The organism is Lysinibacillus sp. OF-1 (genome assembly GCF_028356935.1).
Taxonomy (GTDB): Bacteria; Bacillota; Bacilli; order Bacillales_A; family Planococcaceae; genus Lysinibacillus; species Lysinibacillus fusiformis_D.
Window position 1 is genome coordinate 3,918,014 of the sequence record NZ_CP102798.1, and the last position, 26,533, is coordinate 3,944,546.

Below are 26,533 nucleotides of genomic sequence, written 5' to 3' on the forward strand. Positions count from 1 at the left end.
GTCTTTAAAGAAAAGGAGGTGTACAGCTTGAAGATAGAAGAAATATTTTACTTACATAACCACACCATTTTTAAATACTTATATTACTTACTAAATGATGAAAAATTAGCGGAGGATTATACACAGGAAACCTTTGTCCGTTATTTGAAACATCACCAAACAATAAAAGAAGGAGCCGATCTCGCTTGGTTGCGGTGCACTGCACGTAACCTTGCCTATGATCATTATCGTCGAAAAAGGATAATTCAGTTTGTCCCTTTTTTACAACAGCATGAAGAACAAGCGTCACCTTCTCCTCATCAATGGCTGATGCAACAAGAAGATGCCAAGATGCTATATCTTGCTATTCGTAAACTAAAAATCACCTATCGTGATGTAATCATTCTGCGCAAAATAGAGGGACTATCCATCGAGGAAACCTGCACTATCCTTGGCTGGAATGAGGGAAAAGTAAAAAACACATTAAAACGAGCACTCATCGCATTAAAAAAACAGTTAGGAGGTGAGATGGATGAAGAATGATAAGAAGACATGGCAACACTTAGATGATTTAATGTTATCTGATCAGCAGCAAAAAAAATTATTACGCAATATGACAGAGCCCTCAGTAATTAATAAACAAAAGACTAAAAATAGATGGAAAATTCCTTCTGTGTCATTGCTATTTATAGTAGTTCTTTCTATATTACTATTATCTTTTGTTCAAAGTCCTACTAATTCTCCTACAACAATGGATTCCTCCAAAGCAATCCAACGAATCTATTTAAAGGAGAATATGAACAAGGAAACCTTTATAGCACAGGATTCTTGCCTTTATGTTCCTCAGCAATGCTATGCTCATGCAAAGGCTATCACACAGCTACAACAAAATTGGGACAACGCTTCTCCTGTAACAATATCCACTAGTCAGTGGAAAAGTGGTACTATCTATGATATTTTGATTCTCTATAATGACCGTACACAAGAGAAATGGAAGGTACTCAATAACAAGATTTTCTTCAATGTTGAAACACAGCAAGCCTTTCTGATTGAAGAGTCATTTGACTCACTACGCTATTTTTATGATGAGAAGCGGTCGACGAAACTTATTATTGGGAACATTTTCATCCTACTTATGCATTTCATACTGTGGATTGCTAAAAAAAGAATGCCTTATACAGAACGTCGCTTTTTTGCTGCGACAGTTGAGCATGCCATTGCCAATGCCATCATGCTCGTGTTGTTTGGAGGTATTTCATTTGGTATCTATCTTGTACACCATACTATTCATGCAGTAATTATTTATGGCCTTTTCTCACTCTACTCCTTTATGCAAATCTATTATCGTAAAAAGGCTGGTGAACCTCAGGGTTACTTAATAGCTAGCGCTCTTGTCCAGCTTTGTCTAGCTATAGCTTTTACATGTTTATATCTTGGACTAAATGTCTATTTTTAACAAAAAATGTACTGACTCCATGAGGGATCAGTACATTTTTATATTATAGCTTATTTACAAGCTCCATCAATGCTGTCAAAGAGTCTACCTCATAGGAAGGTATCACAGCACCATCAGCAATATGGTTTTCACGATTAATCCATACATTGCGCATACCCACACGTGATGAGCCTAAAATATCGGTATTCAAATTATCGCCAACCATAATGGCCTCATCAGCGGTAATTCCTACTTTTTCCATAACATATTCAAAAATGGACGCATCCGGCTTCCCTTTACCAAAGTCTCCCGAAATAATAATGTGATCAAAATAGGGGGCAATTTCTGGAGTGATTTCTAGTTTTAAGTTTTGCAGACTTGGTGCACCATTTGTTAGCAAGACAAGCTGATATTTTCCTTTTAATTCATCTAACACCGCAAAAGTATCTTCGTATAAAAATGGCGCTACTTTACGCTCGGCTACAAAGCGCTCTCCTAGCTCGGCTCCAAACGCTGTATCCTCAATACCAAGAGCAGCTAACCCTTTTGTCCAAGCCGCTGCACGATAACTAGGAACAATTTCTTTCATTTTTTTGAAAGAATCTGTAGCGTCATCAAAAGTTCCCCAAAGACCTTCAAACGGATTAATACCAATTAAAACGGTATAATCATATGTTTCATAACCTTCATATAAAGCACGTGCCTCTCGACGAACCGCTTCCTCTAGCTCAGCAGGGTTCACATGATGTACTGTTGCAGCATAGTCACATGTTTTTTCAAATGCTGTTTTGACCGATTTTTTATCCCATAGTAATGTATCATCTAAATCAAAAATAATTGTATTTATCGACATTTTGTCCGCTCCTAGCTCACGATTAATACTACTATTTTAGCATATTTTCAAAATATTTAGGATAACAAATTATGTACAATTCCTCTATCTAAAAACAAGCTGTTCCTTATTTCTATATAGCATGTCATCTATTATTTATGCTTATTACGTAAACGGTTCATGAGACTTTGAATGTCGGCTCTTTTCTGTTCCGTTTCTTCCTTTAATATTTCAATATGGTAAACCCCATCTTTTTCTTCGATCTGCACACGATCACCTACTTGTACAGGCTTTTTCATGGCTGACTGTAAAACAATCACTTGTTCTTCTTCCTCTGGAAACTTTAAGAAAACCGCATAACCATCTTCAATTCGGTCTAGCGTATACTTAGTCGAGCTCACTTACAAGTTCCCCCTTCTCATTTCGTAATTGTGCTGCATCTCCATCGTTTAACCAAATTTGTTTACCTGTCCATTTTAAATAATTTTGCCCTTCTCTTGCATTAGCTCCACTAGTAATATATATTGTTTTCCCTGGCTGTAAAGAAAGATTAGGGAAATTAAAAACTTGATGTCCTTCAATTGAAATAAGCTGCCAATCCTTTAAAGAAACAGCTTGTTGTCCATTATTTTTAATGCCTACAATTTCAGTAACTAAATCCTTGCTGACGATCTCAATAGCTGGAGCGGATACTTCTATTTCGGTAGGTTTTTTGCTAGTTTCCACTTTAGAAGTTTCCTTCCCATTCACTGTATAGTTTACCCCATCTGTGGATACCGTAATCGTTCCTAAATCCGCTGTGGCATAGATTTTACTACCAATAGCCTGCAAACGATCTACTACTTCTGCATGTGGATGGCCATATTTATTATCTTCCCCGTAACTTAATATCGTGACTTCTGGTTTTACAGCCCGAATGAATTCCTGTGAGCTACTTGTGTTAGAGCCATGATGCCCTGCCTTCAGAACAGTTGCTGTTACATCATACTGCAGCATTTCTTTTTCTAATGCTACTCCAGCATCTCCTGTTAATAAAAAAGAGACATTGCCATAAGTCATTTTTAAAACAATGGAAGCATCATTATTATCTGATGCCTGCTCATTCGCATTCAATACTTTCACAGTTACATCCTTATCAAACTCAATAGTTTCACCTGTTTTTGGCACATAATAAGGGATATTTTTTTCATCAATTAGTGTCAGCATTTCTTCAAAGGTTTGGGATGTATGTACTTTACCCGAATCATAAAATTGCTCAATCGTAAGTGAATTTAACACAGGAATGAGACCGCCAATATGATCTGCATCTGGGTGTGTCGCTACAACTACATCGAGCTTGCTCACTCCAAGTTCCTTTAAATAAGAGACAATCTGCTGCCCTGCACCTTTCACTCCTCCATCCACAAGCATTGTTTTACCATTTGGTGATTCAATCAATATAGAATCCCCTTGACCCACATCAATAAAATGAACGCGCATATCATGACCAGCCGTTACAGCCATTTTCTCTGGCTTGATTGCCTCAGTACAGCCTGCTATTAAAAAAATACAAAGGAGCAATACTATTATCTTTTTCATCAACTAACTTCCTTTCTCTTTTTCTATTATACAAAAAGAGAGCTAGCCATGGGCCGCTCTCCTTCTTCTTTAAACGAATATCCACCATAAAATCATCGTAATTGTAATTGTGACAAGACCCTGCAATAAAGTTGCGACCGTTTGTGCTTTATAGGCCTGTGTGACTTCCATGCCACTATACTGTGTAATTACCCAGAAAAAGCTGTCGTTCACATGACTAACTGTCATTGCTCCAGCACCAATTGCCATCACCACTAATGCTAACGGTACCGCTCCCTCAATTCCTAATGTTACAAGCATTGGCGCTACTAAAGTAGAGGTGATCACAAGTGCCGTTGTGGAAGAACCTTGAGCTGTTTTCAATGCTGCTGCTACAATAAATGGCACAAGAAGGAATAATGTACCTGATGCAAACATGCCTAAATCCATTTCCTGAAGCATTTCTCCAACACCAGCATTTTTAATAACAGTTCCAAATGAACCGCCAGCTCCTGTAATAAGTAAAATAGGAGCCGCTTCTTTTAAGCTTTCACCAATCCAGCCCGTTAATGTCGTTTCACTAATTTCAGGTAATAATAAAAATGCCGATGCTACACCTAAAAATAAAGCTACTGTTGGTGAACCTAAAAATTTAAAGATTGTATTGAATGTCGATTCTGTATCACCAACTAATGCTGCTATAGAACCTAGACCAATTAACACAATTGGTAAAACGATTGGCAAAAAGGCTTTAAATGTTGACGGCATTTTGCCAAAAGATTTAATCACTTCCTCATAATCTAATGCCTCTACCTCATCTTCGGGTACTCGAATCTTTGTCGCCACTTTCACCGACCATAGATAACCTACAAATGTCGCTGGTATCGCTACTAATAAACCAATGACAATGACCGTTCCTAAATAATCCGCAGCACCAATATTCCCTGCTGCTGCAATAGGTCCTGGAGTTGGTGGTACTAATACATGTGTAGCAAATAAGCCTGTTGCTAAAGCTACTGCCATTGAAGCAATTGTGACATTTGCTCGCTTTGCTAATGATTTTTGTAAGCTGGATAAAATAATAAAGCCTGAATCACAAAACACTGGAATGGACACGATATAGCCAATTAAAGACATCGCTAATTGAGGACGCTTTGGCCCTACAATTCTTAACACGACTTCCGCCATTCGATAGGCAGCACCTGACTTTTCTAATATTAAGCCTATAATCGTACCAGCGATAATAACTAAGCCAATGCTTGTCATCAAGCCACCAAATCCAGTATTAATGCTTTCAACGACTGATAATAATGGCATCCCTGATGCCATTCCAACAAAGAAAGCACTAATTAATAGCGCTAAAAACGGGTGAAGCTTTAACTTAGCCGTCCCCAGTACAACAAATAATACCCCTATTAAAATAATGATGAACAACATCTAGTCATCCCCCTTTTGTATGGTACGCTCAATCAATCTCTTAGTTTTTAAGCGAATATAGTGCGTAGGATCTTGCATCGCCTGCTGCACACTAGTCTCCTCATCTACTAAAGATTCGATAACTGTAAAATACTCTTGCAGAGCTGCCTTTGCCTTTCCATCGATTCCTCCCGATAATAACAATGCCTCTACCTTAGCAAGTCTAGCAGCCTTCGCTACACCCAATGGTGCCTTACCATGTAATGTTTGGAGATCGGATTTTCCCTCACCCGTTATCACTAACTGTGCCTCTACTAAATGTGCCTGAAGCTGTACAGCATCTAATACAATATCAATCCCTGCATAAAATGTTCCATTTAAAAATGCGATTAAAGCACCACCCATTCCCCCAGCAGCTCCCGCACCTTTATAATCATGCAGCCGAATGGAAAATTGGGCTTCAACAATATCTGCAAAATGCTTTAAACAGCGATCAAATTCGGCAATCTGCTGTTTTCGGACACCTTTTTGTGGACCAAAAATGGCTGTTGCCCCTCGTTCACCAATGAGCGGATTATCAACATCACAGGCTATTGTAAATGTCGCCTCGGCTAATCTAGCATCTAGCTGGCTAATATCTATAACATTTAATTTCACTAAATTAGAAACTCCAGCCTCTAGCTCTGAACCATCCTTCGTCATTAATCGAACGCCTAATGCCTGTAACATTCCAATCCCAGCATCATTCGTGGCACTTCCACCAATGCCGATAATAAACTTTCTATAGCCTTGATCGAGTGCGGCTTTAATTAACTGGCCAGTGCCATAAGATGTAGCTAGCTCTGGATTTTTCTCATTATCTTGTAGCAGCATAATGCCAGATGCTTGGGCCATTTCTATAACACATGTTACTTGATCCCCCAACACTCCATATTGAGCCTGAATTGCCCTTCCCAATGGATCTAGGACGTTTACAGAAAAATATTGACCTTCTGTAGAGGCAATCAGTGATTGTAGCGTGCCTTCTCCCCCATCTGCAACTGGTAATACGATTGTTTCAATCGATTGATCCGCATCCAGGATTCCTTCCTGCATTGATTTTGCTACTTCAACTGCTGACAGAGTACCCTTGTAGGAATCTGGACTAATGATGACCTTCATGCTATACCTCCACTTATGTCGTCCATTGACATTTACGTAAATTTTCATATCCTAAGTTAAGCGCTTACAATTTATTATAATGACAATAAATTCAGAAAACATTATAATGGGTGTACAATTTAACTGTCCTATAACAGGCTGTTTTTTATGCGAGGTGTATAAACATGTTGACGAAAAAATTAGCAGAAGAAATCGTACATCAAACGATGCTACGTTTGCGCCACAATATTAACGTCATTAGCCCAAGTGGCGTGATTTTAGCCTCTGGCGATAAAATGAGGGTGGAAAATATTCATGAAGGTGCGCTTCATGTGACACAAACAAAAGAGACATTAATTATTAACGAAGAAAATATCGAGCAGTATCCGAACACAAAACCAGGCATTAATATGCCAATCATGTATCAGGATGAAGTAGTAGGGGTTATTGGCATCACAGGAGAGTCTGAGGATATGTTTGAAATTGCCAATCTTGTACAACTCACAACAGAAATTATGACACACCAAGCCATTGTTGAATCTAAAAGTGAATGGCAACGAAAAAATAATGATTATATATTTGAAGCACTTGTTCATGGTAGTAAGTTAGATGCAGCCTTAAATGAACGAATTCAAAAATTACCCTTTGCTCTAAAAGCTCCCTTTCAAGTGATTTTAGTGAGCTTTAATGAGACATCTTACGTAGAAAATTCAATTCCCCTCTTTTTTGAGGATTTATTTTATAAACAGCCTATTCTTGCCGGCCATAGCCAATTGCAAGAATACTATATTCTGCTGACAAATTGTGAAGAACAGAGTTGTCGTCCCATTATCAAAGCGCTACGCAAACAGAAACAGAAGCTGCCTTCCCTTCAAATAGGTATTGGTCCTGTTGTGCAACATCTATCACAGCTTCCCTATAGCTACCAAGGCGCAAGAACAGCGCTAGAATTTGCAACAGTCCAGAATGAATTAACCTTTTTTGAAGATGTCGAGTTATTTTCTCTTTTTAAGCCTCGAGAATCAGAAGAAGTACAAGCATTTCATCATCGTATACTGAAAAATATGGATGCTAAACAGTTGGAAACATTACAATCATTTTTTGACTGTAATTTACAATTAAAGCTTTGTGCACAACAACTGGCTATTCATCGTCATACGCTTACCTACCGATTAAATAAAATAAGAGAAATGACAGGCTACGACCCACAATATTTCGAGGATGCCGTTATTTTAAAAATGGCCTGTACATTGCGAACACTACAAATAATGAAGGCAACCTGAACAACGCAGATTGCCTTTACCTTTATGCTTTATATAATTCATCTAAAAACTCTATTTTTTTCCCAATAGCCTCTTCAAAGGTCATAATATAGGCTGCTGGATCTTTCGGATTGTGGAATTGCGTAATTCTTCCTGTCTCAGGATGAACAAATTTAGAGGATGCTCCACAGCCAATCCCTAAGATTGTCTGCACCTCTTCCATAATCACAATATTGTAGATACTTTCTTCACCAGCCTTACTATAGCCGACATTTTCTAAATTACCTAAAATATTTTTTTGACGGTATAAATAATATGGAACATAGTCATTTTCTTTAGTCCAAACCTGTGCCATTTCCATCATTTCGGCCACTGTATCGCGATCCGCTACTTTGTATTTATCCTTATTACGTGTCATCTCTGACGCTCGTTTAAATGATAGCGTATGAACCGTTAATGATTCTGGCTGCATCTTAGCAGATTCTTCTAAAGAATGCTGGAACTCGTCTACCCCTTCATTCGGTAATCCAATAATGAGATCCATATTAATATTGTTCATACCTGATTCTCGTGCAAGCCAAAACTTATCAATGGTTTCCTGAACCGTATGATGACGACCAATTGCTTTTAATGTTTCATCTGTATATGATTGCGGGTTAACGCTAATACGATCAATGCCCCATTTTTTTAGTACCTCTAATTTTTCAGGTGTAATTGTATCTGGTCTGCCGGCTTCAACAGTCACCTCTCGAATTGTTTCGGGATTTGGGAAAGACTCATACATTGTTTGATATAAGGCGTCCATTTCATCTGCCTCAATTGAAGTTGGTGTGCCGCCTCCCCAATAGATAGAGGTGATTTTCATATTATTGTCCTTTAACCATTTGCCCATTTCGCGCAACTCAATATGCAAGCCATCTAAAAAGGTTGCCACACGACCTTGCTTACGGTTACTACCAATCGCATAGGCTGGGAAAGTACAATACGCGCACTTCGTCGGACAGAATGGAATGCCGATATAAACACTAATCTCTTGCCCAATCTCATCTATATCAGGAATGGTTACTAATTGTCGTTCCACAATTTCCTTTAATAGTGCCACCTTGTCCTCTGATAAACGGAAATCTCGAATCAAAAGATCAGCAATCTCTTGTTCACTTTTCCCTTCTTTTCTAAATTTATGATAAAGCTTTGTTGGGCGCACACCTGTTAAAATCCCCCATTGCTGATGCATCCCCGTATGCTGCTCAAGCACATTTAAAAATACATGTGATAATGCACGTTTCATACGAATATTTAGCTCACGATCAGTCGCTGCTGATTCATATTGAATGCTATATTCATTTGTATATTGCTGCCCATCTACAGTCAATACGGCTTTTGTAGAAATGGAAAAATCGTCCCCAGTCTGATAATCAAATGATGCAGACATATCTGCTCCCTCTGGTTCTACCTTCAGCTTGGAGTCCTCAAAAAATAAATTCGCTATATGATTTAATACCCTTATCCAATCCTCAGGATATTTTTGATCTATGTGAATAATTTTCATCTTATTTCGCTCTCTTCTTTTCTTATTCCAGATATAGTGCAGATTTAAGTTTAACAAATTTCTATGTCTTTAAGCAAAGTAACAATTACAATCCTAAAATAACAGAATATTCAATTTTCAAATAGACAAACTATTTCTTTATCATTATAATTTTTAAAAAGGTGGTGTTGATAGTGTTTATTTTAAAAAATAGCAACCGAATAGACATTTCTCGCTTTATACATCAAATAGAAATAACATTTCACCAGTTTGACTTAGAACGTTGTGATGAAAAAACATTATATGTAACGGTTTTATTTAGATATGGCACACATCATGTTCTTTGTGATTTTATCTATATAATCAACCAACAAGACATTTATGGTGCCATCTCTATCAATGAGCACTATGAAAAAGCAAGAGAATTTATTCAACAACACTCCCAGCAATTTTTACTGTATTCAGATGAAATGACATTAGCCAAAAATTTTATGAATACAGTGTCTTTTAAGCAATGTCTTCAACAATTTGCAAAAAGGTATCCTACCTATGCTTCCTTGAAAAACTACTATCCCATAGCAATAGCATAATGACCACAAATGAAAAGAGTATGCCAAAAACTTTCGGCATACTCTCCTAGTGTTAAAAAACAAACAATAAACTTTCGAAAAAGGCTTTTCGTTTTAGGCCACTTACTTGCCTGCTTTTACGCCGAACAAAATCAGTTTCGCCGTCTCGCTATCCTCCCGGAGTCGGACGTCCATGGAAAGGACGTTGGCGGAGCGAAAATCAACCTTTTGCCTTGGTCAAAAAGACTTTTTCAGCTATTGATATCATCTTTAATCTTTTATTTTAAATATTCTTCAACAAATTCAACTGGTACATAGGTTTTTGTGTCTTTCAGTGTTGGTGCTACTTTTAGTGTGCGTAATGCTTTATTATAGCCAAATGTTGTTTCTCCACGCGTCAATGTGTAAGACATATTTCCCTTTGTAAGAATAGCCCCTTTACCAGTTGAGTCCACTTTGAAGCCAAGCTTTTCAGCAATTATACGTAATGGCACCATTTTTGTACCAGCTACTTCGTAAGAGTCTGATGTGATAATTTTATCAATTTCTTCATTTACTGGATTCGTCGTAGTTGCGGGATAATCATCCAGTACAATCACTTTAGATGGTGTTGTTTGTGCTGGAATACTTTTAGTAGAGGCTGTATAGAAAACAACTAGGTGCTTCTCTGTTAAATCTTTAGCCTCTACTTTTTCACTTTTTGCGTTTAATAGCTCTGTTTCATTACCGATATTTAGTTTTAACATATCATACGTATTCGTTAAATCCTCAAAGAAATAATCAACTTCAACAAAGCCAACTTCTTCTGATTCTACAATGACAACCTCAGGATTGAATTGTGGTGGATAAATATATTTTTGAGGCTTGTTGGCAAATGTATAAGCGATTACTTTATCTCCTTTTTGAAGATCCACTTTCTTACCTGTATTGTCAAACACAAGAGTATCTTTCGTCATTTCTAATACATTTATTTGCTCGCCGTCTTTTACAGTGTAGTATGTAATGTTTTCTCCAACACGAACATCTTCCACAGTACCACGCGTATTATTGAAAATGTGTACTGGATCTATTTGAATTTGTGGTACTTCTGCTTCTGTAGCATGCTGCTCATTTGCTGAAGCTACTGGCACCATGGCACTTCCAAATAATAATGCAGTCATTGCCACTGGTGCTATCTTTTTCATGTTCATAAAAATCTCTCCTTATTGTTTGAGTTCAAAGGAGTAGTAGTTTTAAAATGGGAAAAGTTTCATCATAAGCAGAGAAATTTATGAAAAAAGGTGATGTCATCAGCAGAAACAGCCATTTTGAAAGGCGATGGTTGATGTCCGTTCTGCCATTGTTCTTTCCAGGGGGCATTCGATGAGCAAGCTCTACTCACTGCGTTCACTCCAATCAACCATGTACAAAAGTGTCCTTTTCTTATCTTTCATACGAGCCGTAGTGAAAATAACTCACTATTTTTTATGAGTAGAGAAAGGATAGTCTCTTATTGTCAATGTGGAGAAGCGATGAGTGACACCCCCTCCAGAAAGAGTAGTGAATACCTTCACTTTATTTGAAAACCTTTGCTAAAGTGAATACTTCACTTTATTACAAAACCTTTGCTAAAGTGAATACTTCACTTTATTACAAAACCTTTGCTAAAGTGAATACTTCACTTTATTACAAAACCTTTGCTAACAAGAAACATTTTTATGAATTGAAGTGGAAGGCTACTTGACTCCCGATCACCCACAGGAAAGCAAGTAGCCTGCAACGGAAATCCATGTTCACCTTTTGCAAAAATTCTATGGATGGTTTTGTTTTTCAACACTATGAAGAGGTAACAGTCACTACTGCCTCCTCTTCTTCATTAGTCTTTTACAATCTCTCTCAAGCCTGTAATATCTATACCATTTAACGCTTGTGTAGCAAGACGATCCGCTTCAGCATTATCCTTACGGGAGACCAGCTGATATTCCGGTTGAATGTTAAACTGCTCTAGCTTGGCATCGATTTTATCTGCCCAGCTTGCTAACTCCTTTTCTAAAGCAGGCCATTCCCCATTTAACTGATTGATGACTACTTGCGAATCTCCTATAATTTTCACAGGCAAATGATGAACATTTAACAATTCCAGCTCCACTAAGCCTAAATAAAGTGCCGCATACTCTGCTTCATTGTTTGATTTTAGTTCAGACGAAAAGGCATTTTTTCTTAATCGGAAAGGTTTACCATTTTGTTCATAATAAATGGCACATCCTAACCCTGCCTGCCTTGTCCCAAGGTCAAACCCACCATCAAAATAGACAGTAATATTATGCGGCTCCGTCTCTATTTCCTTTAAATAGGCTTTTAGCTCTTTCAGTGACCAATTGGTATCTTGCCGATCTATGCAATGTAACGATTTTACTCTTCCCGTTCTTTCCATATCCTCTGCTAGTAATAATGCTTGAGCAGCAGGCATTTCAGCTGAACGTAAAACAGTTGTTGCTCCTTTTGGTGTTTTATAAGTCCATTCAATGATGACATGCATAATCATAACCTCCGATACTCCCTAACTTATACATAAAGTAAAAACGTGTACCGACCACTTGCGGATACACGTTTTCTTCTTACTTGTTATATGTGCAATTCCGAGGACAATTATTCCTTTTTAAATTGCAATTTATCACATTTTTATTTATTGAATTCCTTCGTATAAACCTTGAATAGGTTTTATTAAAATGCGATTCACTTCTTCGATTACTTTACTTAACTTCATTTCTGACTCAAGCATCGTTGAGATTTTTTTATTTTGCTGTGCAAGCTGTGCTGCTTTTTGTGCATAGACAAGCTCATCTTCCAGTATATCCTCACCTGCTAATTGTTTTTTCTGTAAATCAATTTGGATTTTACGGAAGTTTTTAAAGACATTTAATGCCTCTTCATCATTCTTTACAACTTCAACTGCAGCTTTTAAAGCTTCAAACTCAGGAATCTTCCGAAAAGTTGCCTCTAACGCATTAATGTCATTATAAATATTAATCATTCATACATTCTCCTTTTAAATAAAGTAAACAATTAAACCTTGCACAATCCCAATCAATCCACCAAGAACTGCACCTAATACGGTAATCATTTTAAACTCACGTTTTGAAATACCTAATACAAGCTCCTCTAATTTTTCTACTGGGAAAGAGTCTACCTGCTCTCTAACAACCTCTTGTAAGTTTAAACGTTTTAGTACATCCTCAAGTTTTTCCTCAGCTTTCACAAAAGCTTTTTCTATAGCTTGTGGAATCACCGTATACTTCGCCCACTCATTTCCTTCAGGCCAGTAATAAGAAATCGGTTGATTTAAACGTTCAGCGATTGCTAATTGCTCTTTCACGTACACTTGTAATTTCGATAAAATTGGTTCAAATTGAACGTCTTGTAAAAAGTCCATTGCTGGTCGATCTTTTAATTTTTCCAATTCCTGTGTAAATATTTTTGTTAGTAATGTTGACGTTCCTGGCGCTTGTAAAAACTTCACAAGCTCACGTTGAACTTTACCAACAAGTGAGGAGGAATCACCTAAAAACATATTGATCATGCCACCAAGAGAGCCTTTTGATGATAAAAAATCATCAATCATCGCCTTGATTGTCATTTCGCCTTCTGGTGATAAAAAGTAATCCTCACCTTTTTCTAAAATATGATGAACCGCTACAGGAATTTTAGCATCAATCGTATTTTGAATATCATCAGATAGCAGAGAACGAATTGATTTTGTTGATAGTGTATTCTTTACTGCCGAAAATTGTCCCTCAACTATCGCTTCAACCTTCTGCTCAATGGTAGCTGACAGTTGTGAAAATCCTGCTAAGTTTAGCCAATCCTGAATGGTTTTATCGTTTGTAAAGACTGTCTCTTCAACCTTTGCTTGCACAAATTGTTCTACTTTGTCCTGAATATCTTTTGAGAAAAATTTCTTTCTAAATGTTTCAGGCGTTAATAAGTAATTTACTACTGTGAGACCTAGCTGTTTTGCTAATTCATCACGTCGTTTTGGAATAAGACCTGGCGTAAACGGTAATCGCCAGTTTTTAATATATATTGCTTTATGTGGACGAAAAAGCATTTTAATGGCCAGATGATTTGTTACGCCACCAATTGCCGCCCCAATAATTGCCATAAAAAGTAATGTCACGATAAAATTATCCATTAGTATCCTCTCATTTCAATTGTATTCACGATTGGCGTATTTTGTCGCCTTCTGCACTCATTATAGCAGAGCAATGATTTTCTACGAAAGAAATATCCTCTTTAGAATTTCCAATCTTATGCTATTAACTTCTATCCTAAAAGCGAATAGTTGCAAAATTACCATTATCCTTGAATAATATGAACTACATACAATAGAAACGAGGTTTAGATGATGATTCAGCATTTCAGTTTTAAACCATTATTTGACAATGCCCAAATTCCTGGGTGGGCTATTTCATTTTTTTATCAACGACAACGATATCAGGCTGAATATATAAAGGATGGGACAATTCAATGGATAGGACCAATTCCACCAAACGAAGAGGATGTTAAAAAAATGATACATGAACTCATGCTGTTCCACGTATACGACTAAAAAAGTAGTCATTTTTTCGTAATAATTCCGCATAAAACTACCTATATTTACTAACTAATAGCACGTCCTTTAAGCTAATTATGTTGATTCATGTTGAAATTTGTATATTTTTCTTATACATTTATGGTATCAGCTTAATAGTAAATGTTTTTTATGCAGGGGGCCATTTCAATGAGTAAAGTCACACTTTCGGATGACTTAAACAGCTATAATTCAAAAGCATTAATTCGTACAAAAGTAAAAGAATTTTTTTCAGAATTTTCAACCAAAATATTTGAACTAGCCGATGAAGCGGGTACTATGAATAGTAAAAAATTCGAAGAACTTTCTGGCTATAAAAGCGACTTCTACAATGAATATTGCAGTCAATTAAAGGGCTTTTTTGATTCTTCTACTAGCTCTTTCGGGAAGAAATCAAGTAAAATGTTCTATTTAACGTATAATGGAAAAAATTATGTATTAACACAGCAGGGCATTACAGAAAAAGCACCTGTATCTATTGCTCCCTTCACAGGCGTAATACCTAGTAAGGAAACCGTTCATGATGTTGAAAAGGCATGTTTAAAATTACGGTTCCAACAAGAATAACCGAGTAAAAAATGGCAACATTTTTTTTGCATAGAAAAGGGGAGTCTCAAATAATCGAGACTCCCCTTTTAGCTATAAAAAATAATTCATTTAAAAAAATCCGCAAGCTAAAGCACTCTTGAGATTTTTTGACGTGTCGTAATATATGAGATGCAAAATGCTTCTTTCCCTAAACAAACTATCTTTGCTCTTTTTAAAGTTAGCATATAGCTATGGCAATTACAATCTTTTGGTATTTGAATCTAGTTACTTTTTTCAAAAAGGTACTGGAAAAACTAGCGAAAAAATCGTTGTCAATATTTGTGTTTTTCTTTTAAATAATTTATTATTGAGACATCCAACAATTTTTTAAATCATAGGAGGTGTACACTTTGTTTACTTCCCTCATTCGGGCGGGAACAAAGGAATTATTTGGACGGAGACATATTGGAGATAACCATTAGGTTGGCGGCATTCGCCCTACTAATTATAATGACAGGATTTTTCGTTGCAACTGAATTTGCAATCGTAAAAGTGAGATCTACCCGCATTGATCAATTGCTCGCAGAAGGGCATAAGAAAGCGAAAAATGCAAAACGAGTTGTTTCAGATTTAGATGAGTATTTATCTGCGTGTCAGTTAGGTATTACCATCACTGCACTTGGTTTAGGTTGGTTAGGTGAACCTACATTCGAAATCATTTTGCACCCAGTGTTTGAATTTCTAAATTTGAATGGTAGTATTACATCTATCCTTTCATTCATACTTGCATTCTCAATCGTAACGTTTATGCATGTTGTTATTGGGGAGTTGGCGCCAAAAACATTAGCCATCCAAAAAGCAGAATTTGTCACATTAAACTTATCTGGCCCATTAATTTTATTCCACAATATTACGTATCCAATCATTAAGTTATTAAACGGATCTGCCCGTGGTTTAACTGGTCTTTTCGGCTTAAAAATGATGTCAGAATCAGAAGTAGCCCATACAGAGGAAGAGCTGCGAATGATTTTATCGGATAGTTTAAAAGGTGGAGAAATTAATAACTCAGAATATGAATATGTTAACAGTATTTTTGAGTTCTCAGATCGTCTTGCAAAAGAAATTATGGTTCCTCGGACTGAAATTGTCGGCATTGAAAAAGAGCTAACAATTAAAGAAGTGTTCGATTTAATGGGTGTCGAGCAGTATACTCGTTATCCAATTCTTGATGGAGATAAAGACCATATTATCGGCTTAGTCAACATGAAGCATTTGTTAACCGCTTACATTAAAGACTCCAAAAATGGTGATAAGCCTGTTATGGACTATATGCAACCGATTATTCGAGTGATGGAAACAACGCAAATTAACGATTTGTTACTAAAAATTCAACGTGAACGTATTCATATGGCCATTTTAATGGATGAATATGGCGGAACATCTGGTCTAGTGACGATTGAAGATATTATTGAGGAAATTGTCGGCGATATTCAAGACGAATTCGATGAAGATGAAATCCCAGAAGTACAGGAAATTGCAGAAAATCATTTTATTTTAAATGCTAAGATGCTTCTTGAAAATGTAAATGATATACTAGGTACTGACATAGAAGATGATGATATTGATACGATCGGCGGTTGGTTCATGACGAAGCGTTTTGATGCAGTCGAAGGAGACAGTATTCAGGAGCAAGGTTTTGAATTTATCGCAAAAGAATTAGATGGGCACCATATTTTATACTTAGAAGTTCTGAAATTACCTGAAAGTGATTTATCAAATGAATTTGACGCAGTCATGGACTGAAATTGAATTGCCTCGTTGTACTTGTCATGGTATTATTGAAATCACGCTTGTATAATCCGAGCTATAAATATGGTCTTTCCTTCACATCTTATAGATGGGAGCAAATACCGTAATAAATAGATCGAACGACTCCCTTTTTAAGAGGGAGTCGTTTTCTAATGTCCGAAAGTTTTGCGAGGGGGAAACAAAATGGAGCTCTATACAAATTTACGGCAAGGGGAAAAAGGTGCTTGGCTATCCATTGGTACATATCTAATCCTAAGCTCTGCCAAACTTACTATTGGCTACATTGGTACATCAGAAGCATTAAAAGCAGATGGTTTAAACAATACCACGGATATCATCGCCTCCATCGCCGTACTGATTGGATTACGCATTGCTCAAAGACCGCCTGATTCTAACCACCAATACGGACATTTACGTGCTGAAACGGTTGCCTCTTTAGTTGCATCATTCATTATGCTTGTAGTCGGTCTCCAAGTACTTATTAATTCTTTACAAAATTTATGGCAGCCAACTGGTACAACACCTTCCCTGTTAACTGCTTATGTAGCAATCGGTAGTGCCGTTGTCATGTATGTCGTTTATCGCTATAATTTGGCACTATCTAAAAAAATTAAAAGTGCCGCTGTTAAGGCAGCAGCATTTGATAATCGCTCGGATGCCCTTGTTAGTATCGGCACAGCCATCGGTATTTTTGGAGCTATTTTTGGCTTTCCGATCATCGATTCTCTGACAGCCCTCATTGTTGCCTTTTTAATTATTAAAACAGCAGTAGAAATCTTCTGGGAAGCTGTTCAAAGTCTGACAGATGCATTTGATATTGATGAAGTGGAGACATTATCGGTCTTAATCCGTAATGTGGATGGTGTAATCGAGCTCTTGGACTTTAAAGGGCGTGCACATGGAAATATGTACTTCATCGACATAACGGTTACCGTTGACCCTTATTTAAATGTTTTTGAAAGTCACCGCATTACTGAAGAAATTGAGCATACCATTATGCGCGAAAATCGTTTTTGTCAGGTTCTTGTGCATATCGAGCCCCATGTAGAATTGATTCCTCCACAAAACGACGACAAATCTCCTACCAATTAATTGGTAGGAGACTTGTTTTTATTTAATGGCGATATAAATATCTACCTGTGCTTCTTGTGGATTAGCGCATCGTTCATCATACAATTCAAAATCCCCTGTATATGTTCGTTCAACTGTAGCATTTGCAAACCATGTCCAAATCTCTTGCCAAGCTTGGATAACAACCTCTGGCAAGCTTCCTTTCTCAGATGTAAAAACTAAATATTTAGCTGTTGGCATCGTTTTAACGACTAAACCAGCTGGTGTTTCATCATCATTGCTTGACACTTCTACACCTAGTGTAACGGCGTAATCTCCATTCACATCCGTCTCATAGTCTGAATACAAACCATAAATATTGTTATTTTTACGTTCAGCTATTTGGCCTGAAATATTTTGTTGGTAAAAGTGATCCCATAATTGTGGGATTTTAGCTTGTGCTGTCATTTCATTTGCATTACTTGTTTGAGCTGAAATTCCTATGATTTGAAAGGACTCCAATTCCACCATTTTTGGCTCTTTCCATTCATCTTTTCTCCATCGTTTTAAACTTGGTAAAAAGGATGTCAGCATATGACGTGCCTCATTTTCAGGCATACCATCTTCCTGAAGATGTGGTACGCATATTTCAATCATTTCTTTCACTGTTAATTGAGGTTGTTTAAACTCTCCTCCCTCATAACAATATGTACAATACTCCTGACTTTTGTGCCCTTCTTTTTCACTACCTAATAATGCCTCATCTACTAATGGCATACCACAGCTTTGACAATAGCTTTGCATCATCATTCCACCTTTCGCTTTATTTGTTCTTACTATAGCAAAGGAAACCTGACAGCTGTATGTCATCAATTGTCTTGATTTTTATATAAAAGGACAATTTCTTGTGCGCGTTTTTGGATAATATCTCTTATATATAGCGGTTCTATGATTTTTATACGATGACCAAAGCTAAGCAAGAAGCCATAAAGCCATTCATCCTCTGGTATGGCAATATTAATGATAGACTGCTCATGATCTATATACTCTGCTCCAAAAGATTCCTCCACCAATGTTGTGATGGCTTTATCAAAAAAAATAACTAAATTGACGACGTTTTGTGGTTGATGCCATTTTTTCCCCCATGGCAGCTCACTTAAATTCACTTCCTTACGCTCAAAGATAGTCTCCTCTTGCAATAAATTCTTGATTCTCGCAAGTTTAAATAAACGAAAGTCCTTTCTTAATGTGCAATAGGCATATAAATACCAGGTCTTTCCTTTCTGAACAATTGTATGAGGTTCAACTATCCGACTTGTTTGTTCACCATGCGTAGTAGAATAGTAAAAGCTTACACAATGCATGCTCTCTATTGCATTCTTTAATGTCGTCATATGCTCTTTAAAAAGAACGTTCGGCCCCCAAGGACTAAAATCTACAAAAAGGTGATCCATAGATTGTTTGACCTGGTCATCAGCAATACATGTTAATTTTTCAAGAACTGCTTCAGCGTGCGAATCCTCATAGGTAATCAAGGCACTTTTAATAGCTGTAGAAAGTGAAATAAGCTCATCCTTCGTCAACACTTGTTTATCAACACGGTAACCCTCCATTAAATGAATGCCACCATTCACACCTTGTTGACTAATAACAGGGATACCTGCACAGCTAAGTGTTTCAATATCTCGATAAATCGTCCGAACGGATACATTAAATAGCTCCGCTAGTTCTTGTGCCTTAACTTTTTTTCGATTGATTAAAATCATCGTCATTGTTAGCAGACGTTCTAATTTCATAGCGAAATCCTCCTCCATCCATATCCCATAATTCCTATACAACTTTTTGTTTCAATTACTAACAACCTATCTTTTTAAGTATTTTTTAAGTACTTTTTGAGTTTTATTTAAGACAAATGTACTATAATAACGCCTGATTAATTATTACAATGATTATACTATTTTTACAATATAAGAAAATACAATGCTTTGGCTACATGTCCAGCTTTTATTTCCCAATACGATGCTATTTCATTTTTTTATAAGAATAGTTTAATAATAAACGCCTAAACAATTATTTCAATTCTCTTACACAACATAAAAAACTTTTATCTTCTATATAATGAACGGCGAATACTTTCTATGAAGGGATTTGACGTGGTGTGTGACAATATACTACAGGATTCTTTGACTCTCGCCTGTGAAAATCCTACAACATTGATTGCTTTTTTCTAGTATCAAATTTTTAATAGAAAAGTTACGTGATGTTCACTTTTCTTGCCCTTCACTCTATATAGGAAGCCTTTCACCAAAAATGAACTAGAGTTTAATCGTTATCAATTTAATTGTAAAAAGGAGAGTTTGATATGATTCGAGCCGTTTTAATAGACAATGAACCTTTAGCTTTACACTATTTTCAAAATAAACTACATGCCTTTCAACAAATACAGGTTATTCAAACCTTTACAAGTGTCGAAGTTTTTCTGAATGAGCTGCCTAATTTAGAGTTTGAGGTTATCTTTTTAGAGGTAAAACTCCAAGAATTATCTGGACTTGAAGTAGCTGATATTATCAAAACGGAACGTCCACAAGTGAGCGTAATTTTTATTACCTCCTATCATGAATTTGCGTTACAAGCCTATGAGATTGGTGGTCTGGACTATTTATTAAAGCCTATCAGTCCTGCTCGTTTAGAAAAAACGGTAGCTCGCATTGAGCATGAATATTCTATCCAGCAAATGCTTCAGCAAGCTACGCAAACTGTGTTAAACGTACAATGCTTTGATCAATTCGCAGTCTATAGCAATAATAGCTTAGTGGCTTTTAAAACAGAAAAGACGAAGGAATTATTTGCTTACTTTATTTTGCACCCAAACATACCGATTCATCGGGATTACTTAATTGAAATTCTATGGCCAGATTTAGACTATGTACGAGCTAAATCTAATCTCCATACCGCTCTTTCTTATTTAAGAAAGACTTTGAATATGATCGGCTATGAAAACTGTATCGTCTTTTCAAATAAATACTATATCTTTGAGAAACCAACTATTGTGTGTGATCTATATGATTTTCAAAAACTTCATGAAGATTTTTCACGCTTGGAGTTTCCCTCCATATCTTTGATTAATCAATGTCTTTCTATTTATAAAAATGGCCTCTTTGTATTCGATGATTATGAGTGGTCAACTGCCGCTAAAGATAGATTAACGAAATCATACATAGAGTTATTAGAGAAGGGGTTTCAAACAACGTTTCTTTCTGATACTGAGAAGGCTCTTGAATTTCTACATGCTTTATTTGATTATGACCCTTACAATGAACAAAAGCTTGAACATTATTTATACACGTTGACTCAGGCAGGGCTTCACGAACAAGCTTATAAAATTTTTCAAACATATAAACAAAAGCTTCAGGAAGATTTAGCACTGACACCAAGTGCTACCTTATTAGAGATCTCCCAAAAATTATTTGTTCAATATAAATAATGTAAAAACGGCGAGTACTACTTTGTTTTGTAGTAGCTCGCCTTATATTTTTGTACGTATTTTGAAACATGTTTAAATACCGCTACCCTCTGTTAAACCATGCTTCACCGCATATAGTGCTGCTTGTGTACGGTCTTGCACTTGTAGCTTTGTAAAGATATTGGAAATATGCGTTTTCACTGTTTTTTCTGTGACAAAAAGTGAGGATGCAATTTCTCGATTACTCTTTCCTTTTGTCAGCTCTGCAAGCACATCTTGTTCACGAGGTGTTAGTGGATTTAATAAATGTGGTGCATTTTGTGACTCTTGACGATCCATTTCAAGCGTTGTCGTTGCTTCTGGATGCAATGTATTTTCGCCACGCATAATACGACGAATGGATAAGACCAATTCATCTGGCTCAATATCTTTTAACTGATAGCCTGCTGCTCCCGCCTCCATTGCTGGAACTACATGATCTCGATCCGAAAAACTAGTCAGCATTAGAATTTCTATTTGTGGAAATTTTGCTTTGATGCGTTTTGTTGCCTGAATGCCGTCCATCTCAGGCATCACTAAATCCATTAAGATAATATCTGGTTGAATGCTTTCTGCTAATGATACAGCTTCATGCCCATTTTTCGCCTCTCCCACAACCTCAATATCCTTTTGTGTCTTTAAAAAAAACAATAGTCCTCGACGCACCACATGATGATCGTCTGCAATTAATACACGTATCATGTTCTCTCCCCCTTAATATGGCAAGCGGATGAGCAGCTCCGTACCTTTGCCAATTTCACTTACCCAGTCAGCAGTGCCACCTACTGATTTTGCACGATCCTTGATGGATTGTAAGCCCATTGAAAGCAGCTTTGTATTATTGTCGATGACAAAGCCTCGTCCCTCATCTCGAATCACCAATAAAATATCTGTTGATGTAACCGTAATATACAAGGCTGCTTCTAGCACCCCTGCATGACGACGCACATTATTGAGCGCCTCTTGTGCTACACGAAATAATGTTTCTTCAATACGAGAGGGGAATTGCAGTACACCTGAAACCATAACATGTAGCTTTAAGCCAAGCATTTCAGCGTATACTTTAATGGCTTCAAGTAAACCATTTTCTAATCCCTTCGGTCGCAATTGCCAAATCAGCGCACGCATTTCTGTTAGTGCATCTTGTGTTAAATGCTGGATCTCTTTAAATGTTTCTTTCACATCACAATCATCCGTCATCTCAATACCAGCTCTCGCTGTCAACGTAACAGAAAATAGTAGTTGATTAACGGAATCATGTAGGTCACGTGCTAGACGGTTACGCTCCTTCACAAGTGCCATTTCTTGCTCCTGCTTTGTCAGTAAAATTCGCTTAATAGCTGAACCCATCTGAAAAGCAACGGATTCTAATAAAGCTAGATCCTCCTCTGAAAAGCGTACCGTGTCCTTGGATGCAACATTTAATACACCAAAACGTTCTTGTCCAGATTGAAGGGGTACCGTGGCATGATGTGTAATTCCTTCATGATCGCCAACATTTGCTGCAATGGCACTTTCAATTCGTTGACACTCAATTATATTGGAGGCTTTTTTTAGCTCTTCATTGCGATAACGGGAGACGCACCAACAGCCACCTTTGTTTAAATAATGACAATTATTAAATTCCAATGCCTCTGGTAGATTTTCATGGACAACAAGCTCTGAGCGTCCCTTTGCATCAATAAAAAAAATCCAGCCTGTTTCAAATTTAGTGCCATTTAAAAATTTGATGAGTGCACCTTTTAGCATTGTGACAATTTCAGTTTCTTCATTTAATAGTTCAGCAATTTCCTTTAAAATACTAATATTGGAATGCTCATTCTCCCTCACGAAAACACCTCTTCTTTAGCATTACTACTGTTAATGATACCATTAAGGGATTGGAGACGTCTGCTTGAGTCGTTCATACTTTAGACTGAAATTCATAACATACCTTATTTTGTGTAAGTTGATTTACATATAAAACTAGAACAACTATAATCGAACAAGTACATGGTTTTATGAAGGGAAGAATGGATATGTCTAAAAAAGAGGAAAATGGCTTATTATTTATATGGATAGTGTCTGCTGTAGCGACACTAGGTTCATTATACTTTTCTGAAATTCGTCACTATGAACCTTGTAAATTGTGTTGGATTCAACGTATTTTTATGTACCCAATCGTCATTATGACGACAGTAGCATTGATCCAAAAAAATGCTCGTATCGCTGTCACAACAGCTGTGTTTTCTGTGATTGGAGGCTGTATATCACTTTACCATTACGGAATTCAAAAGCTAAGTTTTTTAGCTGACAATGCCCCTTCCTGCGGCGCGGTTTCTTGCACAGGACAATATATTAACTGGCTAGGCTTTATTACTATTCCGTTTTTAGCATTAACTGCATTTATTTTAATCGCAGGGGCAAGCTTCTATTTAATAAAAGCTTCAAAAGCTGCAAAATAATCGAGAGACCGTGTTCTACCAATGGAATGCGGTCTTTTCTACGGAGGAAGATCTATGTTTCATTATGAAATAACTGAAGATAACTTACATGTTGAAGAGCTGTTACGCAATCAATGGCGACTTGGCAAAAAGCTAGTCCATGAATTACGTATGGCTAAAGCAATCACTTTGACAAATGATGAGCTGATTCAATGGAATACACCTTTACAGGCAGGGACAATTATAAAATTTACATTTCCCATTCCGACATCTAACTACAAACCAACACCTGTTTGTGCTATTGATGTAGTCTATGAAGATGAACATTGTTTAATCGTCTCCAAGCCAAAGGGCATGGCAACACATCCGAATGATGCTCGTGATACACATACTTGTATGAACCATGTTATGGCACATATTAAAGAACAAGGTGGTGTATACGCCGAGCATGTTCATCGTCTTGATAAAGGGACACAAGGTTTATTACTTGTAGCAAAACACCCATTAGCAAAGTCTATTTTTGATCGAATGATTGAAGAAAAATCCATTATTCGTACGTACGCCGCAGAGGTACAGGGTAATTTACGTACATCATCAGGAACGATTGCTGAACCAATTGGAAAGGACCGCCATCATGCGACAAGACGGGTTGTATCCAACACGGGACAGCATGCCGTAACTCACTATGAAGTGGTGGCCCGCTACAAAAACTCCTGTGTTGTCCACCTCATTCTTGAAACTGGACGAACGCATCAAATTCGTGTTCATTTAGCCTATATCGGCCATCCAATTATTGGTGATACAATGTATGGCGCACGAGAAACAGCAAATGATGACTACGAGCTCCATGCGATTCAATTAGAATTTGAACATCCATTTTTAAATAAACGAATTACCGTCAAGGACGAGCAGTAAGTAAAAAAATCCCGCCCTCTATTTGAGAGCGGGATTTCATAGTGTTGAAAAACAAAACCATCCATAGAATTTATGTGAAAGGTGAAAAAGGATTTCCGTTGCAGGCTACTTGCTTTCCTGTGGGCGGGCGCCGAGCCGCTTCCTCCGTGCAGGGGCTCGCCTGTCTCGCTATTCCCACGGGAGTCAAGTAGCCTTCCACTCCAATCCATAAAATAAAAATGTTCACTTTTTAGCAAAAAAGTGAAGGTATTCACTACTCTTTTATGGTGGGGTGTTGGCACACATCACTTCTCCACATTGAAAGTAAGAGGCTATCCTCTCTTATACTATAAATAATGGGCTATTTTGTTCAGGAAAAGACACTTTTGCAGAATGGTTGATTGGAGTGGAGCCAGCGTCACTCCTAGGGGATTTAGCGTCACAGAGGAGACCCTGGAGCGAACGCAGTGAGTGAAGCGGCTCATCAGACGCCCCCTGGAAAGGACGCTGGCGGAACGGAAATCAACCCCTCGCCTTACAAAATTGCTTATTATGCCGTTGACATTACCTTTTTTCAACAACATGAAATCCCGCCCTCTATTTGAGAGCGGGATTTACTTATTTCCTAAAAATCAAATTTGAAATGATCAGGATCTTGCCCAAATCGTTGATTTCGATTTAATGTAGCCATTTTCTCCATCTGGGCTTGTGTTAATTCAAAGTCAAAAATCTGTGCGTTTTCCTCGATTCGACTTGGTGTTACTGATTTAGGAATAACCAATGTATTGTTTTGTAAATGCCAACGTAACACTACTTGAGCAGCCGTCTTTCCGATTTCTTGCCCTATTTCCACTATTGTAGGGTCAGTAAGTACGCCTCCGCGCCCTAGCGGTGACCATGCAGTAACAGCAATTTGGTGTTCACTGCAAAATGCGCGTAATGGGAGCTGCTGTAAATAAGGATGTAACTCCACTTGATTGACCATCGGAGCCGTATTTGCCTTTGCCAGTATTTTTTCTAAATGATGCTCATGGTGATTCGATACACCTGTCGCACGAATTAATTTTTCATCGTATAGACGTTCAATTGCTCGATAGGTTTCTTCAAAAGTTTCTGGGACAGCCCAATGGGTTAAATATAAATCTAGGTAATCTATATTTAATTTCTTTAATGAAACCTCAAAAGCACGTAATGTGGCATCATACCCTTGGTCATTATTCCACACTTTTGTCGTAACAAATATATCTTCACGTTGAATGCCTGAATGACGAATCGCTTCTCCTACCTCTACCTCATTGCCATATAAGGACGCTGTATCAATAGCTCGATAACCAAATTTAAGTGCTTTATCAATAGCCTGTAATGTTTCTTCACGTTCAGTCATTTTATAAACACCTAAACCAAAGCAAGGCATTTCTACACCATTTGATAATGTTTTCGTTGATTGTAAATGCAAGAAGCACAACCCCTTTCTTTTCCTAGTACCATTATACAAAAAATTGGATTTAAGAAAAATAAAGCAGCTGTTTTAAACCTTACTTTTTCTCGATTTCCGTATCCTCCTCCAATTGTATAGGGTCAGCAATACGTTCATCCTCTGCCAGTTCAAGACCATCTCGTAAATGCTCCATCTGTTTTCCCAAATCTTTTAATTCTTTCATATCTCTAGCCATTGAACCATTTTCAATGTTTGGCACTTTTTTTTCCATAATGATCACCTCATTTATAGTTTTCCCGATATCGAGATGTTTGAACCATTTCTGACATATTTTATTCCGCTATGTCGTTTCATTTTTATAATAGATAGGCTATACTAAAAAGAGATGTCTTTAGAACATGAGGAGGGTACTTCCATGAAATTATTATTAATCATTGGTGTAACAGTTGCTTTCTTAACAGCTATTTTTACCGCTGGATACGAAGGCGACTACAAAGCAGACAAATAATAGCTCAAGAAAATCACTAAGCATTTTGCAAGGCTTAGTGATTTTCTTTTTTTG

At 37.2% G+C, this 26,533-nt stretch carries 27 protein-coding genes; 11 read left to right on the forward strand and 16 right to left on the reverse strand.

Going from position 1 to position 26,533, the window contains the following annotated elements; genetic code table 11:
• Window positions 1-18 precede the first annotated feature (18 nt).
• Both NV349_RS19165 and NV349_RS19170 read left to right on the forward strand, forming a co-directional pair.
• Window positions 19-522, forward strand: a complete 504-nt coding sequence (locus NV349_RS19165; RefSeq protein WP_230593750.1) for an RNA polymerase sigma factor — start codon at window positions 19-21, stop codon at window positions 520-522.
• Window positions 512-1,435 (forward strand): hypothetical protein, encoded by a 924-nt coding sequence (locus NV349_RS19170; protein ID WP_271910936.1) that lies wholly within the window; start codon window positions 512-514, stop codon window positions 1,433-1,435. The genes NV349_RS19165 and NV349_RS19170 overlap by 11 nt, the downstream gene beginning before the upstream one ends.
• Before the next feature lie 43 nt (window positions 1,436-1,478).
• Here the strand turns inward: NV349_RS19170 and NV349_RS19175 are convergent, their stop codons facing one another.
• From NV349_RS19175 to NV349_RS19195, 5 genes are all read right to left on the reverse strand, one after another.
• The gene (locus tag NV349_RS19175; protein ID WP_036118079.1) at window positions 1,479-2,267 is read right to left on the reverse strand and encodes an HAD family hydrolase; all 789 of its coding nucleotides are present in this window, start codon (window positions 2,265-2,267) and stop codon (window positions 1,479-1,481) included.
• A gap of 131 nt (window positions 2,268-2,398) precedes the next feature.
• The gene (locus NV349_RS19180; RefSeq protein WP_271910937.1) at window positions 2,399-2,647 is read right to left on the reverse strand and encodes a DUF3006 domain-containing protein; all 249 of its coding nucleotides are present in this window, start codon (window positions 2,645-2,647) and stop codon (window positions 2,399-2,401) included.
• Window positions 2,634-3,824, reverse strand: a complete 1,191-nt coding sequence (locus tag NV349_RS19185; protein WP_271910938.1) for an MBL fold metallo-hydrolase — start codon at window positions 3,822-3,824, stop codon at window positions 2,634-2,636. The genes NV349_RS19180 and NV349_RS19185 overlap by 14 nt, the downstream gene beginning before the upstream one ends.
• Window positions 3,825-3,893: 69 nt before the next feature.
• Window positions 3,894-5,240, reverse strand: a complete 1,347-nt coding sequence (locus NV349_RS19190) for a GntP family permease (protein ID WP_036118087.1) — start codon at window positions 5,238-5,240, stop codon at window positions 3,894-3,896.
• Window positions 5,241-6,380 carry a glycerate kinase gene (locus NV349_RS19195; RefSeq protein ID WP_271910939.1) on the reverse strand — a complete coding sequence of 380 codons (1,140 nt, stop codon included), beginning with the start codon at window positions 6,378-6,380 and terminating at the stop codon, window positions 5,241-5,243. It abuts the gene before it with no gap.
• A gap of 164 nt (window positions 6,381-6,544) precedes the next feature.
• Between NV349_RS19195 and NV349_RS19200 the strand changes: the two genes are divergently transcribed.
• Window positions 6,545-7,642 carry a CdaR family transcriptional regulator gene (locus NV349_RS19200; protein WP_036118094.1) on the forward strand — a complete coding sequence of 366 codons (1,098 nt, stop codon included), beginning with the start codon at window positions 6,545-6,547 and terminating at the stop codon, window positions 7,640-7,642.
• A 22-nt stretch (window positions 7,643-7,664) separates the two neighbouring features.
• Here the strand turns inward: NV349_RS19200 and NV349_RS19205 are convergent, their stop codons facing one another.
• Window positions 7,665-9,170, reverse strand: coding sequence for a coproporphyrinogen III oxidase (locus NV349_RS19205; protein WP_058843246.1), 1,506 nt, complete (start codon window positions 9,168-9,170; stop codon window positions 7,665-7,667).
• Between the two features lie 173 nt (window positions 9,171-9,343).
• Between NV349_RS19205 and NV349_RS19210 the strand changes: the two genes are divergently transcribed.
• Window positions 9,344-9,739, forward strand: a complete 396-nt coding sequence (locus NV349_RS19210; protein ID WP_036118100.1) for a hypothetical protein — start codon at window positions 9,344-9,346, stop codon at window positions 9,737-9,739.
• Window positions 9,740-9,996: 257 nt separating this feature from the next.
• Here the strand turns inward: NV349_RS19210 and NV349_RS19215 are convergent, their stop codons facing one another.
• The 4 genes from NV349_RS19215 to NV349_RS19230 form a co-directional block, all read right to left on the reverse strand.
• The gene (locus tag NV349_RS19215; protein WP_101966583.1) at window positions 9,997-10,908 is read right to left on the reverse strand and encodes a copper amine oxidase N-terminal domain-containing protein; all 912 of its coding nucleotides are present in this window, start codon (window positions 10,906-10,908) and stop codon (window positions 9,997-9,999) included.
• Between the two features lie 665 nt (window positions 10,909-11,573).
• On the reverse strand, window positions 11,574-12,236 hold the full coding sequence (locus NV349_RS19220) for a ribonuclease H family protein (protein ID WP_036118570.1): 663 nt from the start codon (window positions 12,234-12,236) through the stop codon (window positions 11,574-11,576).
• Between the two features lie 147 nt (window positions 12,237-12,383).
• On the reverse strand, window positions 12,384-12,731 hold the full coding sequence (locus NV349_RS19225; protein WP_271910942.1) for a YlbF family regulator: 348 nt from the start codon (window positions 12,729-12,731) through the stop codon (window positions 12,384-12,386).
• A 15-nt stretch (window positions 12,732-12,746) separates the two neighbouring features.
• Window positions 12,747-13,889: a DUF445 domain-containing protein gene (locus tag NV349_RS19230; RefSeq protein ID WP_036118576.1), complete on the reverse strand. Its 1,143-nt coding sequence runs from the start codon at window positions 13,887-13,889 to the stop codon at window positions 12,747-12,749.
• A 213-nt stretch (window positions 13,890-14,102) separates the two neighbouring features.
• On the opposite strand from NV349_RS19230, the gene NV349_RS19235 reads away from it, so the two are divergent.
• The 4 genes from NV349_RS19235 to NV349_RS19250 all read left to right on the forward strand — a co-directional run bounded on the left by NV349_RS19235 (window position 14,103) and on the right by NV349_RS19250 (window position 17,756).
• Window positions 14,103-14,306, forward strand: a complete 204-nt coding sequence (locus tag NV349_RS19235; protein ID WP_058843243.1) for a YheE family protein — start codon at window positions 14,103-14,105, stop codon at window positions 14,304-14,306.
• A gap of 171 nt (window positions 14,307-14,477) precedes the next feature.
• Window positions 14,478-14,894: a hypothetical protein gene (locus NV349_RS19240; protein WP_271910943.1), complete on the forward strand. Its 417-nt coding sequence runs from the start codon at window positions 14,478-14,480 to the stop codon at window positions 14,892-14,894.
• Between the two features lie 444 nt (window positions 14,895-15,338).
• Window positions 15,339-16,658, forward strand: coding sequence for a hemolysin family protein (locus NV349_RS19245; RefSeq protein WP_170829877.1), 1,320 nt, complete (start codon window positions 15,339-15,341; stop codon window positions 16,656-16,658).
• Window positions 16,659-16,847: 189 nt separating this feature from the next.
• Entirely contained in the window at window positions 16,848-17,756 is a 909-nt protein-coding gene (locus NV349_RS19250; RefSeq protein WP_036118586.1) for a cation diffusion facilitator family transporter, read from the forward strand.
• 18 nt (window positions 17,757-17,774) lie between these two features.
• Here the strand turns inward: NV349_RS19250 and NV349_RS19255 are convergent, their stop codons facing one another.
• On the reverse strand, window positions 17,775-18,524 hold the full coding sequence (locus NV349_RS19255; protein WP_230593760.1) for an effector binding domain-containing protein: 750 nt from the start codon (window positions 18,522-18,524) through the stop codon (window positions 17,775-17,777).
• Window positions 18,525-18,583: 59 nt separating this feature from the next.
• A complete protein-coding gene (locus NV349_RS19260) occupies window positions 18,584-19,510 on the reverse strand; it encodes a helix-turn-helix transcriptional regulator (protein ID WP_271910945.1) in 927 nt (308 codons plus the stop codon).
• A gap of 566 nt (window positions 19,511-20,076) precedes the next feature.
• On the opposite strand from NV349_RS19260, the gene NV349_RS19265 reads away from it, so the two are divergent.
• On the forward strand, window positions 20,077-21,198 hold the full coding sequence (locus NV349_RS19265; protein ID WP_271910946.1) for a response regulator: 1,122 nt from the start codon (window positions 20,077-20,079) through the stop codon (window positions 21,196-21,198).
• Between the two features lie 72 nt (window positions 21,199-21,270).
• Here the strand turns inward: NV349_RS19265 and NV349_RS19270 are convergent, their stop codons facing one another.
• The gene (locus tag NV349_RS19270; RefSeq protein ID WP_036118599.1) at window positions 21,271-21,918 is read right to left on the reverse strand and encodes a response regulator; all 648 of its coding nucleotides are present in this window, start codon (window positions 21,916-21,918) and stop codon (window positions 21,271-21,273) included.
• A 12-nt stretch (window positions 21,919-21,930) separates the two neighbouring features.
• A complete protein-coding gene (locus NV349_RS19275; RefSeq protein WP_036118602.1) occupies window positions 21,931-23,046 on the reverse strand; it encodes a GAF domain-containing sensor histidine kinase in 1,116 nt (371 codons plus the stop codon).
• A gap of 188 nt (window positions 23,047-23,234) precedes the next feature.
• On the opposite strand from NV349_RS19275, the gene NV349_RS19280 reads away from it, so the two are divergent.
• Window positions 23,235-23,660, forward strand: a complete 426-nt coding sequence (locus NV349_RS19280; RefSeq protein ID WP_036118605.1) for a disulfide formation protein C — start codon at window positions 23,235-23,237, stop codon at window positions 23,658-23,660.
• 54 nt (window positions 23,661-23,714) lie between these two features.
• Complete coding sequence (locus NV349_RS19285) at window positions 23,715-24,554, forward strand: RluA family pseudouridine synthase (RefSeq protein ID WP_036118609.1); 840 nt, start codon at window positions 23,715-23,717, stop codon at window positions 24,552-24,554.
• A 604-nt stretch (window positions 24,555-25,158) separates the two neighbouring features.
• Here the strand turns inward: NV349_RS19285 and NV349_RS19290 are convergent.
• Together NV349_RS19290 and NV349_RS19295 are read right to left on the reverse strand one after the other, a co-directional pair.
• Complete coding sequence (locus NV349_RS19290; RefSeq protein WP_036119032.1) at window positions 25,159-25,989, reverse strand: aldo/keto reductase; 831 nt, start codon at window positions 25,987-25,989, stop codon at window positions 25,159-25,161.
• A gap of 79 nt (window positions 25,990-26,068) precedes the next feature.
• Window positions 26,069-26,242, reverse strand: a complete 174-nt coding sequence (locus tag NV349_RS19295; RefSeq protein ID WP_170829926.1) for a hypothetical protein — start codon at window positions 26,240-26,242, stop codon at window positions 26,069-26,071.
• Window positions 26,243-26,533: the final 291 nt, after the last annotated feature.